We start from the raw sequence: 15,190 nt of genomic DNA, 5'->3' as shown, positions 1-15,190 counted from the left end.
ATATTTTCATGAACGTTCCGTCTGAGCTTCGCTACACCAAGTCCCATGAGTGGGTGCGCACGCTGCCGAATAACGTCGTCGAGATCGGCCTGACCGACCACGCGCAGGAGGCGCTGGGCGATCTGGTCTTCGTGAACCTGCCGCAGGAGGACGACGAGGTCTCCACGGGCGAGACGCTCGCGGACGTGGAGTCGGTGAAGGCCGTCAGCGACGTGTACAGCCCTGTGAGCGGTCGGGTGATCGCTGTGAACGAGGAACTGCTCGACGCGCCGCAGCGCATTAACGAGGATGCCTACGCGGCCTGGATGGTTCGCGTGGAGCTGTCGGCCGAGCCGGAGGGGCTGCTGGGTGCGGAAGAGTACGAAAAGGCCGTGGAGGAGGAAGCGTAATATGGGCAGTTATGTTCCCGGCAACGCGCGGGAGCAGGAGGAGATGCTGAATGCCATCGGCCTTGCGCAGATGACCGATCTGTACAGGGATGTGCCGCGGGAGGTGCTCCTCACGCAGCCGCTGAAGCTGGCGGAGGGCATGAGCGAAATGCAGCTGCGCGCGCGCATGGAGGAAGTCGCGGGGAAAAACCGCGTGTTCCCCGTCATCCTGCGCGGCGCGGGCGCTTACAGCCACTACATCCCCGCCATCGTGAAGACGGTCGCCTCCAGAGAGGAATTCGTGACCGCCTACACGCCCTATCAGGCGGAGATCAGCCAGGGCATTTTACAGTCGATTTTTGAGTACCAGACGATGATGTGCGAATTGACGGGCATGGACGTAAGCAATGCCTCCGTGTACGACGGCGCGAGCGCTGCGGCAGAGGCCGCCGCCATGTGCCGCGACCGCAGGCGTGCGGTGACGCTGATCTCAGCTACCGCGCATCCGGACACGATTGCGACCGTGAAGACCTATTGCGACGCGGTGGGCGCGCCCGTGCGGGTGATCCCGGAACGGGACGGCGTGACCGACCGGGAGGCGCTGCTCGGCATGCTTTCGCAGGATACGGCCTGCGTCATCGTGCAAAGCCCAAACTTTTACGGCGCGTTTGAGGATGCGCAGGCGATCGTCGATGCGGCGCACGGCGCGGGCGCGAAGGCCGTGCTCTCGTGCAACCCGATGGCCCTCGCCCTCATGAAGACGCCCGGCGAGATCGGGGCCGACATCGCCGTGGCGGAGGGACAGCCCCTAGGCCTGACGCTTTCCTACGGCGGTCCGTACCTGGGCATCATGGCGGCCAAGCAGGAGATGATGCGAAAGCTCCCCGGCCGTATCGTCGGCGAGACGACGGACGTGGACGGGCAGCGCGCCTACGTGCTGACGCTGCAGGCGCGCGAGCAGCACATTCGCCGCGAAAAGGCGAGCAGCAATATCTGCTCCAACGAGGCACATTGCGCGCTGACGGCGGGCGCATACCTGACGGCGATGGGACCGGAGGGCCTGCGCGAGGTGGCGCAGCGCTGTATGGACAACGCGCACTATTTACAGGAGGCGCTGGCCGCAGCCGGCCTTGCGCGCGTCGGTAGCGCGCCGTTCTTCCACGAGTTCGTGACGGTCTGCCCGAAGGAGCCGGAGCGGCTGCTCAGCGCGCTGGAGGCGGAAGGAATTCTGGGCGGCCTGCCGGTACAGGACGGCATCCTCTGGTGCGCGACCGAGCAGGTGGACAGAAAAAAGATGGATCGGGCGGCGGCCGTCGTACGGGAGGTGCTGGCATGAAGCTGATCTTTGAAAAGAGCCGCGAGGGAAGGGGTATGTCGATTCTGCCGCCTTCCGACGTGCCGAAGACGCAGGTGCCGGACGAACTGGCCAGGCAAGCGCCGCTTCGCCTGCCGCAGATGGCGGAATGCGACATCGACCGCCATTACGCGTCGCTTGCGCGCAGAACGCACGGCGTTTGCAACGGCTTTTATCCGTTGGGCTCGTGTACGATGAAGTACAACCCGCGCATCGACGAAGAGATCGCCGCGCTGCCGGGCTTTACGGGCGTGCATCCGCTACAGAGCCCGGACACGGCTTGCGGCTGCCGCGAGGTGCTCGCGCTGCTGGAAACCTCGCTTTGCGAGATCACGGGCATGGACGCTATGACGTTTCAGCCCGCGGCGGGCGCGCACGGCGAATTTACGGGGCTGCTGCTCATCAAGGCGTACCACCGCAATCGCGGCGACGCGGCGCGCACGAAGATCATCGTGCCCGACTCCGCGCACGGGACGAACCCGGCGAGCGCGGCGATGGCGGGCTACACGGTGGTGAACATCCCCTCCGCGCCGGACGGCTGCGTCGACCTATCGGCCCTGCGCGCGGCGGTCGGGCCGGACACGGCGGGCCTGATGCTCACCAACCCGAACACGGTTGGGCTGTTTGACGAAAATATATTGGAAATTACGCGCATCGTGCACGAGGCGGGCGGTCTTTGTTATTACGACGGCGCGAACCTCAACGCGATCATGGGCGTGGTGCGTCCCGGCGACATGGGTTTTGACGTGGTGCACCTCAACCTGCACAAGACGTTTTCCACCCCGCACGGAGGCGGCGGGCCGGGAAGCGGCCCCGTGGGCTGCAAGGCGTTCCTTCGTCCCTTTCTGCCGGACAGCCGTCTCGGCGGGCGTCCGGGCGAACAGAGCGTGGGGCAGGTACGCGCTTTTTACGGCAATTTCGCCGTCGCCCTCAAAGCCCTGTGCTACATCCTGACGTTGGGGGCGTCGGGCATCCGCGAGGCGGCGGAAAACGCCGTGCTCAATGCCAACTACATGATGCACGGCCTGAAGGACGCCTACGACATGGCGTATGACCGCGTCTGCATGCACGAGTTCGTGATGACGCTGGAGCGCATGAAGAAGGAGACGGGCGTGAGCGCGCTGGACGTCGCCAAGGGACTGCTCGACGCGGGCATTCATCCGCCGACGATGTACTTCCCACTCATCGTGCACGAAGCGCTGATGGTGGAGCCGACGGAGACCGAGAGCCGCGAGACGCTGGACGAGGCGGTCGGCGTGCTGCTCGCCCTCGCACAGCAGGCGAAGGACGCGCCGCAGGCTCTGCACGACGCGCCGCTGCACACGCCGGTACGCCGCCTCGACGAGGTCACCGCCGCCCGGAATCCGAAGCTGCGGTACGACTTCCCATGATCCGGCGGCTTCGCACCCTGACGGCGGACGGTACGAACCCCGTGCGCAACCTGGCGATGGAGGCGTACCTGCTGGAAACCGTACCGGAGGACGCCTGCGTCTTCTACCTGTGGCAGAACGCGCACACGGTCGTCATCGGACGCAACCAGAACGCGTGGAAGGAATGCCGCGTCGCGACGCTGCGGGAGGACGGCGGACACCTCGTTCGCCGTCTTTCGGGCGGCGGCGCGGTTTACCACGACCTGGGCAACCTGAACTTTACCTTCCTGCTGCCTGAAAGGGAGTACGACCTCGCACGGCAGCAGGAGGTCATCCTGCGCGCGGTGCGCTCCTTCGGTTTGGACGCGCGCGTCACCGGGCGCAACGACATCGAGATCGACGGGCGTAAATTTTCGGGCAATGCGTTTTACAGGCACGCCGGGCGTGCCTATCATCACGGCACGCTGCTGCTTCATGTGGATACGGAGCGAATGGGCCGCTACCTGAACGCCGACCCGGCAAAACTGGCGGGCAAGGGCGTCGATTCGGTGCGCGCCCGCGTGGTAAACCTGTGCGATTTGCAGCCACGAATCACGGTCGATGCGATGCGGACGGCGCTGATACAGGCCTTTGGAGAGGTTTATGGCGGACGACCGCGGGACGTGGACAGAAACCTGATGGACGAGAGCCGCCTTCGGGCGCTGGAGGCGCGGTTCGGCTCTTGGGATTGGAACTTCGGGCGGCCCATCCCGTTTACCTGGAGGGCCGCGCGGCGCTTTGCTTGGGGGGAGCTGGAGATCTGCTTTGAAGTCGAGGGCGGCCGAGTGAAAAGATGTGCCTGCTATTCGGATGCGATGGACGAGCGGTTGGCTCCCCGCATTGCGGAGCGGCTGACCGGTTGCGCGCTTTCCGGGAAGGCGCTCTGCGCAGCGCTGGACGGCCTCTTGGGAGAATGCGCCGGGCCCGTCCGAGACGTGCAGAGGTTTCTAAACGAACAGGAATTATAGGGCGGAGGGAAACGAAATGTATCAACTGGCGGTGATCGGCGCGGGACCCGGCGGCTACGAAGCAGCGATCCGCGCGTCGCAGCTGGGGCTCAGCACCGCGCTCGTCGAGCGGGACGCGCTGGGCGGCACCTGCCTCAACCGGGGGTGCATTCCGACGAAGGCGCTTCTGCACGCCGCGGAGGTATATCAGGCGGCAAAAGAGGGCGAAGCGTTCGGCGTCTGTGCGAAGGAGCTGTCGCTGGACGAGGCGGTTGTTTTTGCGCGCAAGGACGCGGTGGTGGGGAACCTGCGGCAGGGAATCGCGCAGCTCGTCAAGGTGAACCGGATCGATCTGTACGAAGGTACGGGCTGCATCGAAGCGCCGCACCGCGTGCGCGTGGGCGAAGCCGTAATCGAAGCGGAGCGCATCCTCATCGCGACGGGTTCCGTGCCCGCGCTGCCGCCCATCGAGGGCATCGAGCTCGCCGCCACGAGCGACGACCTGCTCGGCGCAAAGGCGATTCCGCAGAGCCTCGTCATCGTCGGGGGCGGCGTGATCGGTGTGGAATTCGCTTCGCTGCTCACGATGCTGGGCCGCAGCGTATCGGTGATCGAGGCGCTGGACAGACTGCTGCCGCCGCTCGACCGCGAGTTTGGACAGAGCGTCTCGATGAACCTCAAAAAAGCGGGCGCGCAGGTGCATACCGGTGCGCGGGTGACGCGCATATGCCGCGCGGAGGCCGGCCTGCGGATCGAGTTCGAGGCCAAGGGCAAGCCGGGCGCGTGCGAGGCAGAGGCGGTGCTCGCGGCGGTGGGACGCAGGGCGAATACGGCAGGGCTGTTTTCCGAGGGGTTCACCGTCGCGACGGAGCGCGGACGCATCCTCGTGGACGAGCGCTTTGAAACGGACGTCCCGGGCGTCTACGCGATCGGAGACGTGGCGGGCGGCATACAGCTCGCGCATGCCGCGTCTGCGCAGGGCATCGCCTGTGTGGAGGGCATCGCCGGACAAAAGAGCGGGCTGCGGCTGGATCTCATTCCCTCCTGCGTGTACACGAACCCGGAAATCGCGAGCGTCGGCCTCACGGCAGACGAGGCAAAGGCGAAAGGGCTCGAGGTAAAGATCGGCAAGGTGCCTATGGGGGCGAACGGACGCACGCAGATTGCGGGCGGCGCGCGAGGCTTTGTGAAGGTAGTCGTGGATGCGCAGACGGACGTGCTGCTGGGCGCGCAGATGATGTGCGGGCGGGCTACGGACATGATCGGCGAGATGAACGCGGCGATTGCGAACGGTCTCACGCGCGCGCAGATGCTGCGGGCCGTGCGGGCGCATCCGACGTTTGAAGAGGCGATCACCGAGGCGCTAGAGGCAGTGGAGGGGCGCGCGATTCATGCCGCGCCGGTCAGGCATTAAGTTTTGCTTGACAAACAACTCGTAAGCTGTTATGTTGTTAGGCATGCAGGCGGCGAAGCCGCGGGAAAGGATGACGTGCGATGAACCGCATCGTGCTGGATCAGATGACGAGAAGAATCAGCTCCGCGCAAATGAACTCGATGAAGCGTTGTGCGGAGCCTAATGGGGGTCTGTGACCCCTAATTCATCGGAAGACAGGGTGCGTGGGCGTTAGCGTACGCTTGGTTTGTGTACCCTGTTTCCCGATGTGGGCTGTGGATTTGTAGCCGCGGACGTTTCGTCCGCGGCTTTTTGCATGCCTATATACGGGAAATGCAGAGGGGAGGCCGCGCTTTTGCGGCCTCTCTGTTTTATATCGAGAAAGAAAGTGATTAAAATGAGTCTCTTGGAAGTGACGAACCTGTCGCACGCCTATGGCGACAAGGTGTTGTATGAAGATGCGTCTTTCGCGCTGCAGCGCGGAGAACACATGGGCGTCGTCGGACAGAACGGCGCGGGCAAGAGCACGCTGCTCAGCCTGCTGACCGGGGAGATCGTACCGGATCAGGGGGACATTCGCTGGCAGGCGGACGTTCGCATCGGTCATCTGGATCAATACGCGAAGACGGACGATGCGCTTACCATCGAGGACTACCTGAACACCGCCTTTTCCGAGCTGTTTGAGCTGGAAAGGCGCATGAACGGCCTGTACGAGCGCTACGCGTCGTCGCTGGATGAACGCGATTTGGAGCGTGCGGAGCACTGCCGCGCGCAGCTGGAGTCGCGCGGGCTCTATGAGGCCCAGACGCGCGTCGCGCGGGTGAGCGAAGGCCTGGGCCTTTCGGCCCTGGGCAAGGAACGAAGGCTCGGCGCGCTCAGCGGCGGGCAGCGGGCGAAGGTCATCCTGGCCAAGCTGCTGCTCGTGCAGCCGGACGTGCTGCTGCTGGACGAGCCGACCAACTTTCTGGACAAAGAGCACGTGGCCTGGCTGTCCGGCTACCTTGGCACGTTTCCCGGCGCGTTCATCGTCGTCTCGCACGACGACGCTTTCCTCGCCCGCATTTCTGCGTGCATTCTGGACGTCGAGGGGAGAGCGCTTCGCAAGTATCACGGCCGCTACGGGGAATTCCTCAAACAGAAGGAACATCTGCGCGAGGATCATATCCGTCAGTACAATGCGCAGCAGCAATATATCCGGCGCACGGAGGAGTACATCCGGCGCAACATCGCCGGCGTCAACACGCGCATGGCGCAGGGTCGGCGAAAACAGCTGGAGCGGCTGGAGCGCATCACGCCGCCGACCTACGCCGAATTGAAGCCCACGTTTTTATTTCCTGAAGCGCCTCTTTCGGCGCAGCAGGTGCTTTGCGCGCGCGGTCTTACCGTTGGCTACGCCTACCCGCTTCTGCCGCGGCTCAATTTCACGCTGCAGCGCGGTCAAAAGGTCGCCGTCACGGGCTTCAACGGCATCGGCAAGACGACGTTGATCAAGACGCTGATGGGCGAGCTCCCGCCGCTCGGCGGCAGCGTCGCGTTTGCGCCGCAGGTGAAAGCCGCCTATTACGCGCAGGCGCTGCGATGGGATGCGCCGGACCGCACGCCGGTCCAGCTTCTCATGGAGCAGGATACACGCATGACGCAGAAGGACGCGCGCAGGCGCCTGGCTCAGTGCGCCATCGGTTCGGACCACGCCCAGCAGCCGGTCGGCACGCTCAGCGGCGGCGAGCAGGCGAAGGTGAAGCTCTGCCTGCTCACGCTCAGGCCGTCCAACCTGTTGATTCTCGACGAACCGACGAACCATCTGGACGCTCAGGCCAAGCAGGCGCTTTCGCAGGCGCTGGAGCGCTTTTCCGGCTGTGTCCTCCTCGTATCTCACGAGGAGACCTTCTACAGGAGCTGGGCCGACCGCGTGCTGGCGGTGGATAAAATGTAAGACGGCCGGGCTGCTCCCGAAACGGAGCAGCCCAGCCGTCAGAAGCGCGGGACAGCGTCGGTCACGCTAAAGGAACGCTCTTCGCGGAATGTTTTTTTAGTGCACGTCCTTGTCTTCTTCCATGAAGAGGCGCTGCACGCAGTCCGCAGGGACGAACCCGCGCGCGGGCCTGCCCTCCACGGTCGTTTCGATGTAGGCCCAGCGCTGCTCGTTGACGTATTCCGAAAGGTAGGTGACGGAGACGCCCTCTTCGAGCTGCGCCATGCTCTGATAGGTCGCTACCGGGTCGTCCGTCAGCGTACAGCGGCGGACGACCGCCGCCTCCGCGTAGTCGAAGGAGAGCATCGGCGCGTTGACGCGGTCGGAGAAGTCCGCGCTGCTCGCGTAGCCCACGCGCACGTTGCCGCCATTCGTCCAGTACATGACCATCAGCCAGCCGTTTTCCCAGCCGCCTGCGTAGATGGCGCCGTTGGTGCTGGCCATGGCCTTGCCGCCCGCCGCACGGTAGTACCCCGTGCCGGGGCCGGAGTAGACATTCAGACGCTGGTCGGGCGAAAAGGCCATCTGAACGAAGGAGGAGAATGCGCCGTCGAGCGGCGGCTCATAGGACACGGGCGGCAGGGGCTTTCCCTCGGGGTTCGTCGTGCCCAGCGCGCGCATTTCCGCGCGCACGTCCTTCACAAGGCGTTCGTTGCGCCACTCGACGTCTGTCATCAGACGCTTGTAAATGCCCTGATTGGAGTCGTACTGCTCGTTTTCGCGGTACCAGGTCTGCGCGCGGAAGTAATTGTCGTATTTCTGTCCGGGAATGAAGTGATAGCCATGGCGCGCAAAGATTTCGTTGAGGATGTACCCCAGCGCCTCGTACTGCCATTCCCAAAGCTCGTCGCGCGTGAGCTCGCGCGTGTCGCTGTCCGCAATGAGGTAAAAGTTCGATGCGGACGCGGCAGACAGCGCGGAAACGAACAGCAGGGTCGCGCAGAGGAAGGCTGCCAGCTTTTTTCGCATGGTCGAAAGCTCCTTTTTTGACTGTGTTTGAACGTGCCCGGTCAGACGCCGGAGATGAACGCGTCGATGAAGTGCAGCGCCGCGCCCAGCGCGGAGGCTTCGTAACGATGATGGCAGGGGAGGATATAGTCGCAATCGGTTTCAAACGTGTTGAGCGCCGCGGCGTCAAGGCGGATTTCGTCCATGCGCCCCGCGAGCTGCGCGCCGACGTAGCCGCCGAGGACGATGGGGCAGTCCAGCACCATGCGCAGGCTGTTGATCGCCGTTAAGAGCGCCTTTTTATACGTCAGCCACGCGTCCTGTGCTTCGGGCACACCGGCGTCGAGCAGGGAGAAGAACGTTTCGAGCCTGCCGTCCGGCGCGTGCGAGGAGAGCGCATGCGAGGAGCAATAGGCGTCCAGGCAGCCGCGCTTACCGCAGTAGCACGCCTTGCCGTCGGGCTGCACGCACATATGGCCGAACTCGCCCGCGCGCTGGTTTTGCCCGCGATACGGGCGGCCGTCCACGTAGACGGCCCCGCCGACGCTGCCGCTGAGCGAGAGGTACACCAGGTCGGTCACCTCGCCCTGACCGTGCACCTGCGCGGCGGCCGCGGCGTCCGCGTCGTTGAGCAGCGTGCAGGGATAGGGGAGCGCGCCGACGAGGCGCTCGAGCGGGACGTCCGCAAGAGAGAGGACGTGCGAATCCTCGATACGGCTGCCCTGTGTGTCCACGATGGCGGGGACGGAGACGCCTACGCCGAGCACAGAGCTGCCCGGCGTCCGGGATTCTCGCAGCAGGGCCTTCACCTCGCGGGAAATTCCTTCGGCATATTCCGCGCCGAGCACGAAGGGGCGCTGTATGCGCCTTGACTGAACGATCTGCCCTTGCACATCCACCAGCACGAAGCTGATGTGCCCGCGCGTCACATCGACGCCGACCGCGTGGCGGCATCGCCCGCGGCAGGACAGCGCGCGCGCCTTTCGTCCGCCTGTGGAGGCGAGCTCGCCCGCTTCGTAAATCAGGCCTCGATCGAGCAGCTCGCGCGAGGCCTTGAGCACTGTCGGCATGCTGAGCGACAGGGCCTGCGCAATTTCCGGTCGGGAGGATTGATCGCGCCTGCACAGAAATGAGAAAACCCGGTTGCGCGCGGAGCATCCCTCCATATGTCCCCTCCCCCTGTTCAGCCGGACGGGACATAAGGCCCGCGGCAGGCGCATAACGCCGTTTTTTTCATTATATCGCATGCGCAGGGGATTGACAAACCCTTTTTTCTGCTGCAAAATATACTTACATAAAGCAATCTAACAAAGTAAATCCAAGGAGGCGGTTCCATGCTGCAGCAGGTCATGACGGAACCCGGCGTCATCGTGTTCCAGGAGGTTGAAACGCCGAAGGCGGGCGCGGGACAGGCGCTCGTGCGCATCGAGAAAATCGGCATCTGCGGTTCGGACATTCACGTCTATCACGGCGAGCACCCGTTCACCCGCTATCCCGTGACGCAGGGGCACGAGGTGTCCGGCGTCGTGGAGGCGCTGGGTGAGGGCGTGGAGGGCCTTCGCCCGGGGCAGAAGGTGACGATTCAGCCGCAGGTCGTCTGCGGCAAGTGCTATCCCTGCCGCCACGGCAAGTACAACCTGTGCGAGGAACTCAAGGTCATGGGCTTTCAGACGACGGGCGTGGCCTCGCACTACTTCGCGGTGGAGGCCGAAAAGGTGACGCCGCTGCCGGAAGACATGTCGCTGGACGACGGCGCGATGATCGAGCCGCTCGCCGTCGCGGTGCACGCGGTGCGCCAGGCGGGCGACATGCGGGGCCTCAAGATCGTGGTGCTCGGCGCGGGGCCGATCGGCAACCTCGTGGCGCAGACGGCCAAGGGCATGGGCGCGGCGGACGTGATGATCACGGACGTGAGCGACTGGCGGCTGCAGAAGGCAGCGGACTGCGGCGTGCAGCACTGCGTCAACACAAAAAAAGAAGATCTGGGCGAAGCGATCCTCGCGGCCTTCGGGCCCGACAAGGCAGACGTGATCTACGACTGCGCGGGCAACAATGTTACCATGGGCCAGGCGATTAGGTACGCGCGCAAGGGATCGACCATCATCCTGGTGGCGGTATTCGCGGGGATGGCGCAGGTGGATTTGGCCGTCCTGAACGATCACGAGCTCGACCTGAACACGACCATGATGTACCGCAGCGAGGATTACTTGAAGGCGATTGAACTCGTGAACGAGGGCAAGGTGCGGCTGGCGCCGCTGGTGAGCCGCCACTTCGCGTTCAGGGACTATTTGGAAGCGTACCGGTACATCGACGAGAACCGTGAAACGACGATGAAGGTCATCATCGACGTGCAGAAGTAAAGAGGAGATGCGACGATGAAAGGCAGCTTTTTTCTGGGAAACGGCCGGTTTGAGGTTCGGGAAAAGGAAATTCCGGCGTTGGGTGCCCACGACGTGCTGATCCGCAACATGGCAGCGGGCGTTTGCGGCACGGACGTGCACATCTATCACGGCGAGGAGGGGTCCGCAGCCGTGACGCCGCCGGTCATACTCGGTCACGAGTATGCTGGCCTCGTCGAGGCGGTGGGCAGCGAGGTGACCGCCGTGGCGGCGGGCGACCACGTGACGGTCGATCCCAACATGTACTGCGGCCAGTGCCCGAACTGCCGCGCGGGCAAGAAGCAGCTCTGCGAGCGAATGGTCGCCGTGGGCGTAAACTTCGACGGCGGCTTTGCCGAGCACAGCGTGGTGCCGGAGGGGCAGTGCTTCAAGCTCGCCCCGAATTTGCCCTACGAGGTAGGCGCGATGGCGGAGCCCATCGCCTGCTGCCTGCACGGCATCGACCTGGCGGAAATTCGCCCTGGCCAGCGGGTGCTCGTCATCGGCGGCGGGGCCATCGGCCTCATCATGGCCCAGCTTGCGCGCCTTTCGGGCGCGGCCAGCGTCGTCGTCAGCGAGCCGATCGAAATGCGCCGCAAGATCGCCGTGCAGGTGGGCGCGGACGGCGTCATCGATCCGATCCACGAGGACGTGCGCGGGCGCTTTCAGGAGCTGACCGGGCGGGACGGCGCGGAGGTCGTGATCGAGTGCGTCGGCAAGCCGGTTGCGGTGAAGCAGGCCGTCGAGGCAGCCGCTCCGGGCGCGATGCTGATGCTCTTCAGCGTACCCAGCGTCGGCGCGACGTACGAATTGCCGCTGTTTGACATCTTCAAGAAGGAACTGACGATACGCGGCTCCATGGTAAATCCCGATACCCACGCGCGCGCGGTCGCCCTGCTGAACGCGGGCAGGCTGCAGATTGAGCCGCTCATCACCCACCGCTTCCCCCTTACGGAGGTGGAGGGCGCGATCAAGATGCAGATGAGCGCAGAATCGATCAAGGTGCTGGTGAAGCCCTGGGGCGACATCAAGTAATTCTTTCGGCTGCGCGGCTTTGTGCCGCGCAGTTTTTGATTGCAGAAAAATACCGTTCGCCTATTGACAAAGGAACCCAACGCGTTTATACTTGGCTTAAAGGTTTAAGTTACAGAGAAATGATCGGAATTTTGAGGGAAATGCATGAAGAGAGTCAGCATCAAGGACGTGGCGAAGGAGGCGGGCGTCTCCACCTCCACGATTTCCTACGTGCTCAACAACAAGGAGAGCGAGTCCATCAGCCCGGGCACACAGCAACGCGTATGGGCAGCGGTGGAAAAGTTGGGCTACGTGCCGAACCTGAACGCGCGCAGCCTCATCAGCCGCCGCTCTAACCTGATCGGCGTCATCATCCCGCAGACGGAGCCGGGCAAGGAGTTCATGTTTAGCAATCCCTTTTACGGCGAGTTCCTATCCAGCGTGGAGTACACGGCAAGGCGGAATGGCTATCACCTGCTCATCTCGGGCACCGAGGCGAACGACGGGTACCTGCGCATCGCCCGCAACCGCGGCGTGGACGGCATCATCCTCGTGGGCACCTACCCCAGCGGCTTCATCGAGGAGCTCAAGCAGCTCAGCATTCCGGTGGTGCTGGTCGATGCCTATATCAAGGACGCCTACTTCCACACCATCGGCATCGACGACGAGCGGGGCGGTTATCTCGCCACGCGCTATCTGCTGGAGCGGGGCCACCGCGAGATCGCCTTTGTTTCCGGCATCATTAAAGAGCATGGCGTCAACGACAAGCGCTATCAGGGGTATCGCGCGGCCTTGCAGGAGGCAGGGATAGATCCGCTCGCCCGCCGCGTGTACGCAGGCGAGGTCGATTACGCCTACGGCATCCGCGCCGCGCAGGAGATGCGGGAGCGGGGCTTTGCAGAGACGGCGGCGATCTGCACGGCGGACATTCTGGCAGTCGGTCTGGTGAAGGGCGTGCGTGCGCAAGGAAGACGCGTACCGGAGGATTTGTCCGTCATGGGCTTTGACGACGTGTACCTGGCGGAAATCTGCGATCCATCCCTGACCACCGTGCGCCAGGACATCCGACTCAAGGGCGAGCGGGCGGTCGAGCTGCTGCTGCACGCGCAGGAGAGGGAAGAACGCGAAACCATTCTGCTGCCGATCTCCATCGTGGAGCGCGATTCGATCAAAACCTTGACAAAAGAGGAGGCACGGGAATGAAGCATCTGCCGGAGGGGATGGTGCCGCACGAGGCGTGTGGCTTTGACCGCAGGCCGTATGCGCCCCTCGTGGGCGAAACGATCGCGATACGCGTACGCACAGAGGCGTCGGAGCCGCCGGTGCTTTGCTGGTGGGTGGATGGTGCGGCGCAGCCAGAGCGCCAGGCCATGCGCGAGGGGGAGCGGCAGTACCGGTTCGATCTGGAGGCATTTTCCCGAACCTGCCGCGTAACCTATCGCTTTCGTGCGGGGACGGAGCGTTCACGGACGTACGCCTTTGACGTTGAAAGAATCGTCGAGGTAAGCCCCATAAGCCCGGCGCTTAGGACAAAACGGGGCTACGGCGTGCAGCTCACCTGCGGGCTTGTGCTGGAGGTTGAAACCTCGCCGCTTGTGCTGCGCGTGCGCAGGGGGCAGGCAGCGGGCGCGGCGACACGGAGCGCCTCCTTTGACCTGAAAGACGATTTTTTGCTCGACCTCGACGCTCTTTCTTTTACCCTTTTACTTAAACGTTCAAGTCTTCCGATCTTTACCCTGCGTTTTCCCTGGGAGGCGCGCCTGAACGCGGCGGGAGAGGTGCTCGCGCTGACGCAGCGCTTTGATCTGGCGGCGCGCTGCGTGTTTGGCCTCGGGGAGAAGTTCGACGCGGTGAACCAGCGCGGCCGCAGACCGGAGGCCAGGGTCGTGGAGCGCTTCACGCAGCAGGGGGAGCAGACCTACCTGCCGGTGCCGTTTTTCTTTACGGAGACGGGCGTGGGCTTCCTGCGCCGGACGGCGCGCAGCGTAGAGATGGACTTCACAGAAGGATTTTCGATTGCTCAGCGGACGGAGGGGCTCGACGTGCTTTGCGAAGACAGGCTCTTCCTCGGCAGCCCGGCGCAGATTCTGAAAGACCTGCAGCAGGAAACGGGCCCTGCCGCGCTCCCGCCGGAATGGGCGTTCGGCGTGTGGATTTCGGCCAACGGCTGGAACTGCGACGCGGAAGTTGATGCGCAGCTCGCGGCGATGAAGCGTCTGCACTACCCTGCCTCCGTGATGGTGCTGGAGGCGTGGAGCGACGAGCAGACGTTTTACCGCTGGAACGATTCGAAGCATTGGAAGAGCCCGGCAGCGCTCATACGCCGCATTCGGGATGCGGGGCTTCACCCGGTGCTTTGGCAGATTCCGGTCATCAAGGCGGACGAGGCTGCGGGGGAGGCGCTTCGCGCGGACGAGGCGGAGGCCGTCGCGCAGGGTTATTGCGTCAGGAACGCGGATGGAACGCCCTATCGCATCCCGGAAAACTGGTTTAAAGACAGCCTGCTGCTGGATTTTACGAATCCCCGGGCGCGGGCCTGGTGGTTTGAAAAGCGCCGCTATCTGCTGGAAATGGGCGTGGAGGGCTTCAAGACGGACGGCGGAGAGATGGTCTACGACCGCACGGCGCGCCTATACGACGGCACGGGCGGTGATGAGGCGCGAAACCTTTACCCCCTGCGCTATGTCGGCGCGTATCAGGAATTCCTGCGGGAAAACGGCGTGCGGGGCGTGACCTTTTCGCGCGCGGGCTATACGGGCGCGCAGCGTATGCCCATTCATTGGGCGGGCGACCAGCTGAGCCGCTTTGGCGAACTGCGCGCGCAGCTCACGGCGGGCTTGTCCGCGGGGCTGTCGGGCATTCCCTTTTGGAGCTTTGATATCGGCGGCTTCGCGGGCGAATTGCCGGATGCGGAACTGTACCTTCGCGCGACGGCAATGGCCGCTTACTGCCCCGTCATGCAGTGGCACGCGGAGCCGCGCAGCGGGCAATTTTACGCGACGCACGAGGACGGCTTCAACAACGACCGAAGCCCCTGGAACCTTGCGGCCTACTGGCAGGATGCGCGCATCGAGCAGATCGCCGCGGAGTTCGCGCGAAGGCGCGAGGCGCTGCGCCCTTACCTGTACGAGGAAGCGCGGCACTGCGCGAAGAGCGGGCGGCCGATGATGGCGCACCTGTGCTACGACTTTCCGGAGGACGCCGCCGCGTGGGAAATCGACGACGAATACATGCTCGGGCGCAGCCTGCTCGTAGCGCCGGTGCTCGTTCCGGGCGCGAAGGGCCGCAGCGTGTACCTACCCAAGGGGCGCTGGCGCGCGCTGTTTGACGGCGGCCTGTACGAGGGCAAGACGGAAATCGACGTTCCCTGTTCGCTCGAGCAGGCGATCGTCTTTGAAAGAGGATGA

The 15,190-nt window shown here is 64.1% G+C and carries 12 protein-coding genes; 10 read left to right on the top strand and 2 right to left on the bottom strand.

Features of this window, described 5'->3' with window-relative positions; genetic code table 11:
* Window positions 1-8: 8 nt before the first annotated feature.
* The 6 genes from gcvH to C1725_RS13495 all read left to right on the top strand — a co-directional run bounded on the left by gcvH (window position 9) and on the right by C1725_RS13495 (window position 7,404).
* On the top strand, window positions 9-389 hold the full coding sequence (gcvH, locus tag C1725_RS13520; protein ID WP_102412111.1) for a glycine cleavage system protein GcvH: 381 nt from the start codon (window positions 9-11) through the stop codon (window positions 387-389).
* A gap of 1 nt (window position 390) precedes the next feature.
* Complete coding sequence (gene gcvPA / locus C1725_RS13515; RefSeq protein WP_102412110.1) at window positions 391-1,704, top strand: aminomethyl-transferring glycine dehydrogenase subunit GcvPA; 1,314 nt, start codon at window positions 391-393, stop codon at window positions 1,702-1,704.
* On the top strand, window positions 1,701-3,113 hold the full coding sequence (gene gcvPB, locus C1725_RS13510; RefSeq protein ID WP_102412109.1) for an aminomethyl-transferring glycine dehydrogenase subunit GcvPB: 1,413 nt from the start codon (window positions 1,701-1,703) through the stop codon (window positions 3,111-3,113). Before gcvPA ends, gcvPB begins: the two co-directional genes overlap by 4 nt.
* Window positions 3,110-4,099 carry a lipoate--protein ligase gene (gene lplA / locus C1725_RS13505; RefSeq protein ID WP_102412108.1) on the top strand — a complete coding sequence of 330 codons (990 nt, stop codon included), beginning with the start codon at window positions 3,110-3,112 and terminating at the stop codon, window positions 4,097-4,099. Before gcvPB ends, lplA begins: the two co-directional genes overlap by 4 nt.
* Window positions 4,100-4,115: 16 nt before the next feature.
* The gene (gene lpdA / locus C1725_RS13500) at window positions 4,116-5,492 is read left to right on the top strand and encodes a dihydrolipoyl dehydrogenase (protein ID WP_102412107.1); all 1,377 of its coding nucleotides are present in this window, start codon (window positions 4,116-4,118) and stop codon (window positions 5,490-5,492) included.
* Window positions 5,493-5,868: 376 nt separating this feature from the next.
* A complete protein-coding gene (locus tag C1725_RS13495) occupies window positions 5,869-7,404 on the top strand; it encodes an ATP-binding cassette domain-containing protein (RefSeq protein ID WP_102412106.1) in 1,536 nt (511 codons plus the stop codon).
* A gap of 96 nt (window positions 7,405-7,500) precedes the next feature.
* Here C1725_RS13495 and C1725_RS13490 read toward each other — a convergent pair whose 3' ends face one another.
* Together C1725_RS13490 and C1725_RS13485 are read right to left on the bottom strand one after the other, a co-directional pair.
* Window positions 7,501-8,412 (bottom strand): YARHG domain-containing protein, encoded by a 912-nt coding sequence (locus C1725_RS13490; RefSeq protein WP_102412105.1) that lies wholly within the window; start codon window positions 8,410-8,412, stop codon window positions 7,501-7,503.
* 41 nt (window positions 8,413-8,453) lie between these two features.
* Window positions 8,454-9,557: an ROK family protein gene (locus tag C1725_RS13485; protein WP_346026673.1), complete on the bottom strand. Its 1,104-nt coding sequence runs from the start codon at window positions 9,555-9,557 to the stop codon at window positions 8,454-8,456.
* A gap of 168 nt (window positions 9,558-9,725) precedes the next feature.
* Between C1725_RS13485 and C1725_RS13480 the strand changes: the two genes are divergently transcribed.
* The 4 genes from C1725_RS13480 (at window position 9,726) to C1725_RS13465 (ending at window position 15,190) form a co-directional block, all read left to right on the top strand.
* A complete protein-coding gene (locus C1725_RS13480; protein WP_102412103.1) occupies window positions 9,726-10,751 on the top strand; it encodes an alcohol dehydrogenase catalytic domain-containing protein in 1,026 nt (341 codons plus the stop codon).
* 15 nt (window positions 10,752-10,766) lie between these two features.
* On the top strand, window positions 10,767-11,804 hold the full coding sequence (locus C1725_RS13475; protein WP_102412102.1) for an alcohol dehydrogenase catalytic domain-containing protein: 1,038 nt from the start codon (window positions 10,767-10,769) through the stop codon (window positions 11,802-11,804).
* A 144-nt stretch (window positions 11,805-11,948) separates the two neighbouring features.
* On the top strand, window positions 11,949-12,986 hold the full coding sequence (locus C1725_RS13470; RefSeq protein ID WP_102412101.1) for a substrate-binding domain-containing protein: 1,038 nt from the start codon (window positions 11,949-11,951) through the stop codon (window positions 12,984-12,986).
* Complete coding sequence (locus tag C1725_RS13465; RefSeq protein ID WP_102412100.1) at window positions 12,983-15,190, top strand: TIM-barrel domain-containing protein; 2,208 nt, start codon at window positions 12,983-12,985, stop codon at window positions 15,188-15,190. The genes C1725_RS13470 and C1725_RS13465 overlap by 4 nt, the downstream gene beginning before the upstream one ends.

Origin of the sequence: Beduinella massiliensis (genome assembly GCF_900199405.1) — a bacterium.
Classification (GTDB): domain Bacteria; phylum Bacillota; class Clostridia; order Christensenellales; family Aristaeellaceae; genus Beduinella; species Beduinella massiliensis.
The sequence above is the reverse complement of the archived record's forward strand: the minus strand, read 5'-3'. Positions and strand labels throughout refer to the sequence as shown.

Bases quoted from the DNA above. Each gene is read 5' to 3' on its own strand.
- gcvH (WP_102412111.1), top strand. From the start codon at position 9: ATGAACGTTCCGTCTGAGCTTCGCTACACCAAGTCCCATGAGTGGGTG.
- gcvPA (WP_102412110.1), top strand. From the start codon at position 391: ATGGGCAGTTATGTTCCCGGCAACGCGCGGGAGCAGGAGGAGATGCTG.
- gcvPB (WP_102412109.1), top strand. From the start codon at position 1,701: ATGAAGCTGATCTTTGAAAAGAGCCGCGAGGGAAGGGGTATGTCGATT.
- lplA (WP_102412108.1), top strand. From the start codon at position 3,110: ATGATCCGGCGGCTTCGCACCCTGACGGCGGACGGTACGAACCCCGTG.
- lpdA (WP_102412107.1), top strand. From the start codon at position 4,116: ATGTATCAACTGGCGGTGATCGGCGCGGGACCCGGCGGCTACGAAGCA.
- C1725_RS13495 (WP_102412106.1), top strand. From the start codon at position 5,869: ATGAGTCTCTTGGAAGTGACGAACCTGTCGCACGCCTATGGCGACAAG.
- C1725_RS13490 (WP_102412105.1), bottom strand. From the start codon at position 8,412: ATGCGAAAAAAGCTGGCAGCCTTCCTCTGCGCGACCCTGCTGTTCGTT.
- C1725_RS13485 (WP_346026673.1), bottom strand. From the start codon at position 9,557: ATGGAGGGATGCTCCGCGCGCAACCGGGTTTTCTCATTTCTGTGCAGG.
- C1725_RS13480 (WP_102412103.1), top strand. From the start codon at position 9,726: ATGCTGCAGCAGGTCATGACGGAACCCGGCGTCATCGTGTTCCAGGAG.
- C1725_RS13475 (WP_102412102.1), top strand. From the start codon at position 10,767: ATGAAAGGCAGCTTTTTTCTGGGAAACGGCCGGTTTGAGGTTCGGGAA.
- C1725_RS13470 (WP_102412101.1), top strand. From the start codon at position 11,949: ATGAAGAGAGTCAGCATCAAGGACGTGGCGAAGGAGGCGGGCGTCTCC.
- C1725_RS13465 (WP_102412100.1), top strand. From the start codon at position 12,983: ATGAAGCATCTGCCGGAGGGGATGGTGCCGCACGAGGCGTGTGGCTTT.